This window comes from Methylobacterium sp. CCH5-D2 (assembly GCF_001556475.1).
In the GTDB taxonomy this organism is placed as follows: Bacteria; Pseudomonadota; Alphaproteobacteria; order Rhizobiales; family Beijerinckiaceae; genus Methylobacterium; species Methylobacterium hispanicum.
On the sequence record NZ_LSIX01000517.1, the window covers coordinates 1 to 6,973 of the forward strand.

General features: G+C 66.5%; 7 protein-coding genes and 1 pseudogene. 4 read left to right on the forward strand and 4 right to left on the reverse strand.

Features of this window, described 5'->3' with window-relative positions:
* On the forward strand, positions 1–779 hold a 779-nt coding region (locus AX737_RS13200), incomplete at its 5' end, for an ATP-binding protein (protein WP_156453691.1).
* A gap of 528 nt (positions 780–1,307) precedes the next feature.
* Here AX737_RS13200 and AX737_RS33200 read toward each other — a convergent pair.
* Positions 1,308–1,526 carry a hypothetical protein gene (locus AX737_RS33200; RefSeq protein WP_156453692.1) on the reverse strand — a complete coding sequence of 73 codons (219 nt, stop codon included), beginning with the start codon at positions 1,524–1,526 and terminating at the stop codon, positions 1,308–1,310.
* Between the two features lie 304 nt (positions 1,527–1,830).
* Between AX737_RS33200 and AX737_RS13205 the strand changes: the two genes are divergently transcribed.
* Complete coding sequence (locus AX737_RS13205) at positions 1,831–2,847, forward strand: mechanosensitive ion channel domain-containing protein (protein ID WP_082773023.1); 1,017 nt, start codon at positions 1,831–1,833, stop codon at positions 2,845–2,847.
* A 118-nt stretch (positions 2,848–2,965) separates the two neighbouring features.
* Positions 2,966–3,421, forward strand: coding sequence for a CBS domain-containing protein (locus tag AX737_RS13210; protein WP_245293436.1), 456 nt, complete (start codon positions 2,966–2,968; stop codon positions 3,419–3,421).
* Here AX737_RS13210 and AX737_RS13215 read toward each other — a convergent pair whose 3' ends face one another.
* Positions 3,422–3,976: a hypothetical protein gene (locus AX737_RS13215; protein ID WP_066922016.1), complete on the reverse strand. Its 555-nt coding sequence runs from the start codon at positions 3,974–3,976 to the stop codon at positions 3,422–3,424. It lies immediately after the preceding gene.
* Between the two features lie 119 nt (positions 3,977–4,095).
* Here AX737_RS13215 and AX737_RS13220 point away from each other — a divergent pair, with 119 nt between their 5' ends.
* Positions 4,096–5,859, forward strand: coding sequence for an SLC13 family permease (locus AX737_RS13220; RefSeq protein WP_066922018.1), 1,764 nt, complete (start codon positions 4,096–4,098; stop codon positions 5,857–5,859).
* A gap of 409 nt (positions 5,860–6,268) precedes the next feature.
* On the opposite strand, the pseudogene AX737_RS13225 reads toward AX737_RS13220, so the two are convergent.
* Positions 6,269–6,568, reverse strand: a pseudogene (locus tag AX737_RS13225) (transposase); the annotation flags it as partial.
* A 63-nt stretch (positions 6,569–6,631) separates the two neighbouring features.
* Positions 6,632–6,865 carry a thermonuclease family protein gene (locus AX737_RS13230; protein WP_066922020.1) on the reverse strand — a complete coding sequence of 78 codons (234 nt, stop codon included), beginning with the start codon at positions 6,863–6,865 and terminating at the stop codon, positions 6,632–6,634.
* Positions 6,866–6,973 lie beyond the last annotated feature (108 nt).

Sequence of the window (6,973 nt, forward strand, 5' to 3'; positions counted from 1 at the left end):
TGAACGCGCGGGACGCCATGGACGGCGAGGGAACGCTGACCTTCGCCCTCGCCTGCGGTCGGCCCAAGCCCGCGATCCGCGGCCACGCCGGCTCCCCGAACCCGTTCGTGACGGTCTCGGTGACCGACAGCGGCTCCGGCATCGACCCGGACCATGTCGGGCGCATCTTCGAGCCATTCTTCACGACCAAGGCCGTCGGCAAGGGGACGGGGCTCGGCCTCAGCCAGGTCATAGGGTTCGCCAAGCAGTCGGGCGGCGACATTGACGTGGCCAGCGTGGTCGGGCGTGGGACGACTTTCACGCTCTACCTGCCGCAGGCAGAGCGGCCGGTCGCGGACGCGGAGGAGGCGGCGGTCCAGGACGAGGAGCTCGCCGATCCCGCCGGCCTATGCGTCCTGGTGGTCGAGGACAACGTCGAGGTCGGTCGTTTCTGCACCCAGGTCCTGCACGACCTCGGCTACGGCTCGCTCCTCGTCCCCTCGGCGGAGGCCGCCCTGGCCGAGATCGAGGCTGTCCCCTTCCGCTTCGACGCGGTGTTCTCGGACGTGGTCATGCCGGGTATGGGCGGGCTCGAACTCGCCAGTCGCCTCCGGGACCTCCATCCCGAGCTACCGGTCATCCTGACGTCCGGCTACAGTCACGTGCTGGCACAGGACGACGCGCACGGCTTCGACTTGGTGCGGAAGCCGTACTCGGCCCATCAGCTGGACGCCGCCCTGAGGTCGGCGGTGCGTCGCCGATCTCAGCCGCATCGCGCCGGGGCCGCCCCGCCCTCTTAATATTCAAGGCAGCGGCGAGGTTTGCCGGACGCCACTCTCGGACCTTTCGCGCGTTGGCCCCGCTCTCATTCCGGGAGCTGATGGAGAGGTCCTCGATGCAGTCCGACACGCCGCGCCCCGGGGACGACCCTTTACCGCCCATCGGCGACCCGCCACCGGACCCGGCGCCGCCGGAGGGCGACCCGCCCACCGAGCCGCCGTCGCCGCAGCCGCCAGGTCCGATCAACGCGACCTGACGGCCGTTCGGCCGGCCGAATCCTCGTCGCCCCGAGGGGAGGCATCCGAGGTCCCGCCGGGCCTCAGCCAGCCTTGTGCGCGTAGCGGCCGTCCCCGGACGGCTCGAAGTAGCACCCGAATGAGACCCGCACGTCCATCTTTTTCTAGAAGGTCCCGGGGGTTAAGCGGTTCCTTATGCGAAGTGGCGCCGCGGAGCGTCGCGGCTCTGAGCTCCGGCAGGATCTCGGTTGGCGTCAGGTGCCCCCGCTCTACGAGCACCTCGGCTATCTCCTGCATGACGCGGTCCCAGAACTACTCGGCCCGGAAGCGGTCGAGCTGGTTCTCAACCTTGGCGAGGCGGGCCTGGACGCGGGCGGCTTCGCCTTCAGCGGCCTTGGCCCGGGCAGCGAGCGCGGCGTTCCCAGCCTGAAGTCTTGTAGCCTTCCAGCCCGACCATTCCGTGCAGAGGCCGCTTGCGGGCGAAGAGCCGACATTCCAGCAGTTGTGGCAGAAGGTCCGGAACTGGCGCACAGCCGAACAATCAGCGTGCGAACTCCTGACCCTTTGCAGAAGCTGGGAAGGTCCGGTTGCAGGCCACTCAGTAAGGCAGTGACCTACTGCCGGGACTGCAGGTTTTGCGACTGGCAGCTTTCAGACGAAAGACGGATTGAAGCAGACGTAACGGCAGGTACAGCGCTCAGCGTCGGGCGAGCGCCTTGAGAGCTTTGCGGCCAGCTCCACGATCGGATTGGGTGAATTTCTGGCTGTAGCAGCCTAATACCCTCGGACCGCGATCGTCGTACTCGCGTCGGTGAAGCAGCATGAGGCGGCAGGCATGACCCTCAACTCCACCGGTGCCCTCAGCATCTTCGGCGTCACGCTCATCGGTGCGACACCGGAGAATGGGCGACGCCTCCTCCTAACGGTGGCGTTCGTCGTTGTCGTGCTGCTTGCCGGACGGGCGCTGAAGTGGGGCGTCGCGCGTCTCAATCGCGGCATCAAGGATCGACGGCCCGCCTTCTGGAGCCGGCAAGCTGTCAACATCGGCATCGCTGTGCTCCTGGTCCTTGGCGTGCTCTCGATCTGGTTCGACGATCCGACGCGCCTGACCACGGCGCTTGGCCTCGTGACCGCTGGTCTGGCGTTCGCGCTGCAGCGGGTGGTGACCGCGATTGCCGGCTACGTAATCATCCTGCGCGGCGACACCTTCAACCTGGGGGATCGCATCGTGATGAGCGGGGTCCGCGGCGACGTGATCGCGCTCACGTTCATGCAGACGACCATCCTGGAAATGGGCGAGCCGGCCTCGGTCACCTCCGCGTCATCCCCCAGTTCCTCGACGTGGATACACTCGCGTCAGTACACGGGACGCATCGTGACCGTCTCGAACGCCAAGGTGTTCGACGAACCTGTCTACAACTACACGCGCGACTTCCCATACCTTTGGGAGGAGATGTCGATTCCGATCCGGTACGGCTCGGATCTGGAGGTCGCCGAGAAGATCCTGCTGGCGGCGGCGGTGAAGCATACTGGCCCCATCGTCCAGCTCGGTGCCAACGAGGCCGCCGAATTGCAGCGCCGCTATCAGCTTCCGACCGCCGGCGTGGAACCACGCATCTACATACGGCTGACTACGAGCTGGCTGGAGATCACGGTGCGGTTCCTGACGCGCACGCACGGCGTTCGCGAACTGAAGAGCGCGATCAGCCGTGACATCCTGAAGGAATTCGAGGCGGCGGGAATTCGGATCGCGACGAACACGTACGAGATCATCGGCAGCCCAGTCATCCGCATGGACGGGCAGGATGGGCAATCGTATGGACATCGCACGCCGATGCCCCCGACCGACTGACGACAGGTCGGTCCCCACGAGATGGCCTTGAGGGCATGGAGGACGTGCCCCAGCTGACGGGATACGACGCTTGGTCCCATGAGGCCGCCCAGTCTCCCAATGCGCGATCAGAGGCCCGATGCCAAAGCTGTCCGCCGAACACCTGCGCGTCGTCGATGTGATGTCACGGGACGTGGAGTTCATCGAGCCGCATGCGAGCGTGCAGGACGCGGCCATCCTCATGGGCGAGATCGAGGTCGGGGCCCTGCCGGTCGGCACCGCCCAGCGGCTCGACGGCATCGTGACCGACCGCGATCTTCTCTACCGGGTCGTGGCACGGGGCCGGGACTCGTCGACGGTGTCCGTCAGGGAGGTTGCGTCCCGGCCCGTCCTGACCTGCGGCCCCGAAGACTCCCTTCGCGTTGCCATGGACCTGATGGTCGCCAACTACGTCCGGCGCCTTCCAGTCGTGGACGGCGCGGGAGCGGTGGTCGGATGGCTGACGCTGGCCGATATCTCCCGCCACCTCCTCGTGGAGGACGCCGCGCTTCAATCCGTGCTTCAGGCGCTGACCGAGGGGTCCGAGGGATCCTGATCAGGAACCATGGCGGCGCAAGGCTGCGCGCACGGTCGCCGTCGGGATGGACCGATGTGCCGCGACGTAGTCGGCGAAGGCCCGTGCTGGTGGGCTTGCATTCCGGGCGGCGACCAGTGAAAGCACGAAGGCAATGAGCGCGAGGTCCGCGTCCGTGATGGCCGCCAGAGCCTTATCCAGGGCGGGCGGTGAGTGCAGCGACGCGTCGTAGGTGGCGAGCAGGTCGGGTGCGGTCCCGACTCCGGCAAGCCAGGACCTGACCACGCAGGGCGACGATGCCTCGCCGCCGGCAAGGGCTGCAACGGCGGCGAAGCGGACGATGGCCTCCGCCTCTGATTGCTGAAGGCGGCCGACGTTGATGTTCAGGGGAATGGCGGTCTGGTGCCGGTTCTGAAGCCAGCCGTGCAGCACCTTCTGACCGATCACCTCGGCGATCTGCCGCTGTGCAGACGCGACCTCGCGCTGGCGACGGTCCACGCTCCTGTCATGGGAATGGGGCTCAAGATCCTCCGGCGCATCGGGCGATGCCTGGGGCAGGTCGACGCGAAGGATCATCGCGGATGGCCTGCCGAGTGAACGCCCGAGCCTCCGGCGGGTTGGGGGCCGTACCACCCACAGGATCGCTGCATGCCCGTCTCCCTCTTTCGCCTGCCGCTCTCCCAGGTGCTTACGCGATGACCCTCGATCAAGTGCTCGCTTTCAGCCTGATCGGCATCACCGTGGCCGCCTTCATCTGGGATCGATTGCCCTACGACCTCATCGCGCTCACCGCCCTTGCCGCTGGGATCGCGCTCGGCCTGGTACCGGCCGAGAAGGCGTTCACGGGCTTCTCGGACGACATTGTCATCATCGTCGGGGCCGCCCTGGTCCTGTCGACGGCGATTGCGCGCTCTGGTGCGGTCGAGACGCTAATGCGTCCCATCCTGCCGCACCTGACGAGCGCACAACGGCAGGTTGCCGCTCTCGTGGGAGGGGTCCTGCTCCTCTCCATGGTCACGAAGAACGTCGGCGCGCTGGCGATCTTCATGCCCATCGCCCTGCAACTCGCCCGTCGCACGGGTACCTCGCCTTCCACGCTCCTGATGCCGATGGCGTTTGCGTCCTTAATCGGCGGCATCGTCACCCTGGTGGGAACATCGCCGAACGTCATCGTCTCCAAAGTCCGAGCCGATCTGACCGGACAGCCTTTCGGGATGTTCGACTACGCGCCGGTCGGGCTGTGCGTGGCGGGTGTCGGCTTCGTCTTCCTGTGCCTCGGTTGGCGGCTACTACCACGTCGCGAAAGCGGGGCACGTGCCATGGACGCCGCGTTCAACCTCGAACGCTACACCACCGAAGCAAGCCTTCCAGCCGGGCATTCGGGTGTCGGCCACACCCTTGGGGAGCTTGAGGCCCTGGCCGACGGCGATGTCCGGATCGCGACCGTCCTGCGCGAACGCTTCCGCCGCTATCCAGCCAGTCCGGACTTTATGCTCCGAGCCGACGACGTGCTGCTCCTCAGTGGAGAGCCGGACGCTTTGGAACGCTTCGTGGCGCGAGCGGACCTGGTGCTGGCCGGAGCGCTGCCGGAGGCCGAAGCCGTAGTCATGGAGGGGGTCGTGACCGCCGAGTCCGGGCTCGTCGGGCACACCGCAGCCCAGCTCGACCTGGAGCAACGCCAGGGCGTCCTCATCCTCGCCGTCAGTCGACGCGGTCGCCGCATCGAACAGCGGCTCTCGGCCGTGCGGTTCCGTGCAGGGGATGTCGTGGTGATGCGCGGACGCACGGCAGCTCTCGGTCCAAGTTTGGGCGCGCTCGGCGTGCTCCCCCTTGCCGCCCGGGAAATCGCACTTGGCCGAAATGACCGGAGTTGGATACCGGCTGCAATCCTGGCCGTTGCTATGGGTCTCGTAGCTCTGCACGTGGTTCCCGTTGCGGTGGCCTTCTTCGGGGCCGTCGTCGCGGTGTTGCTCCTGCGCAGCATGACACCGCACGAGGCCTACCAAGCCGTCGAGTGGCCTGTTCTCGTGCTGCTCGGTGCCCTCATCCCCATCTCGGAAACCGTGACCAGCACGGGTGGCGCGGACCTCATCGCGGCACATCTGACGACGTTGGTGCAGGACCTGCCGCCCGTCGCTGCGATGGGCACCATCCTGGTGCTGGCCATGGCCGTGACGCCGTTCCTCAACAACGCCGCGACGGTGCTGGTCATGGGCCCCATCGCCGCCAAGCTCGCGACGAAGCTCGGCTTAGCGCCCGACCCGTTCCTCATGGCGGTCGCCCTGGGGGCCGCATGTGATTTCCTCACGCCCATCGGCCACCAGTGCAACACCTTGGTGATGGGTCCGGGAGGGTATCGCTTCGGCGATTATGCCCGCCTTGGACTGCCGCTCTCCCTCATCGTCGTAGCGGTCGGCATACCCATCATCGCGTTGGTCTGGCCCTTGCGCTCAATCTAAGCCGCTCCGTCCCGCGTCAGACCAGTGGGTGCGGGTCCCAGCATAGAGCATGAGGGAGACCTTCAACCCGATCGGACGGTACTGCCGGGCATGCTGGAGGATGTCTGCCGGTGTAGACAAGACTTCCTTGTCGAGATCCGCCGTGGCCAAGAACAAATGATCGAAGGCGCGAGATTGGCAGCGAGGGGGCCGCACTGCTGCACTGACACTGCGTCCGCTTCGGAGCACAGGGTAGGGTAAGTGGGCGCGGGGTGACTGGATGTGGTCGGAATCGGAACGTTTGCTTCAGGAGGCGGGCCCAGTGACTGCTTCTGGCGCACAGCTGAACAATTGGTGTGCGAACTCCTGACCCCTTGCGGACATTCGAGGCGCCGCCGTCGAAGGTCGGGATGGGGTGGGATACGGTCCTTGCTGGCACGGTCGAAAGAATTCCTCGCTTCGCCCTGACGGACAGCGAAGCGTAGATCTTCGGCCGGGCCCTTTGTTCTTACTGCTGCGCCTCACGGGCCTTGCGGGCCATCTCTTTGAGGGTCGTCACCGCATCGACCTGCAGGCCGCCGTACTCCTTGCGCCAGCGGTCATAGCTCTGCTCGGAGATCTCCGTCTCCTTGCACGCCAGCGCCAAGCTCTTGCCCTGGGCGGTCTGCACCTCGATCTGGCGCAGCTTCAGCACCACCTGCTCCGCGCTCGTCTTCTGACCTCGACGCATGTCCGACTCCTTCAGTCCTGGCTGATCCTCTCAATCAGCCCGGTCCAAAGTCAGCCGGTCAGGTCAGCTCTCAAGCGCCAGCGCGGCGGCCTGACCGCAGTGGTAGTCCTTCCCGGCCTTGTCCTTGCAGGTCTGCGCGCTCTCCGGCGCGTCGATGCCGTGCAGCCGGATCCGGGTGTCCCGGATCACCAGCGTGTCGCCGTCCGTGATGCTCGGCCGACCGGCGATCGGCTCGGCAGCTACCGCAGGAAACGCGAGCAAGGCGACGCTCAGGAGAACCGGCGGAGCGCGCATCATCCCTCCTTCTCATAGCGCTTTGAGGGTGGCGAGCCGCACAGCGTAGTGATGTTGCGGTGGCCGCCTCACTGTCCGTCCGGCGCTCGCCAGCCTGGGCCCCCTTACACC

Bases quoted from the DNA above. Each gene is read 5' to 3' on its own strand.
- AX737_RS13205 (WP_082773023.1), top strand. From the start codon at position 1,831: ATGACCCTCAACTCCACCGGTGCCCTCAGCATCTTCGGCGTCACGCTC.
- AX737_RS13215 (WP_066922016.1), bottom strand. From the start codon at position 3,976: ATGATCCTTCGCGTCGACCTGCCCCAGGCATCGCCCGATGCGCCGGAG.
- AX737_RS13230 (WP_066922020.1), bottom strand. From the start codon at position 6,865: ATGATGCGCGCTCCGCCGGTTCTCCTGAGCGTCGCCTTGCTCGCGTTT.
- AX737_RS13210 (WP_245293436.1), top strand. From the start codon at position 2,966: ATGCCAAAGCTGTCCGCCGAACACCTGCGCGTCGTCGATGTGATGTCA.
- AX737_RS13220 (WP_066922018.1), top strand. From the start codon at position 4,096: ATGACCCTCGATCAAGTGCTCGCTTTCAGCCTGATCGGCATCACCGTG.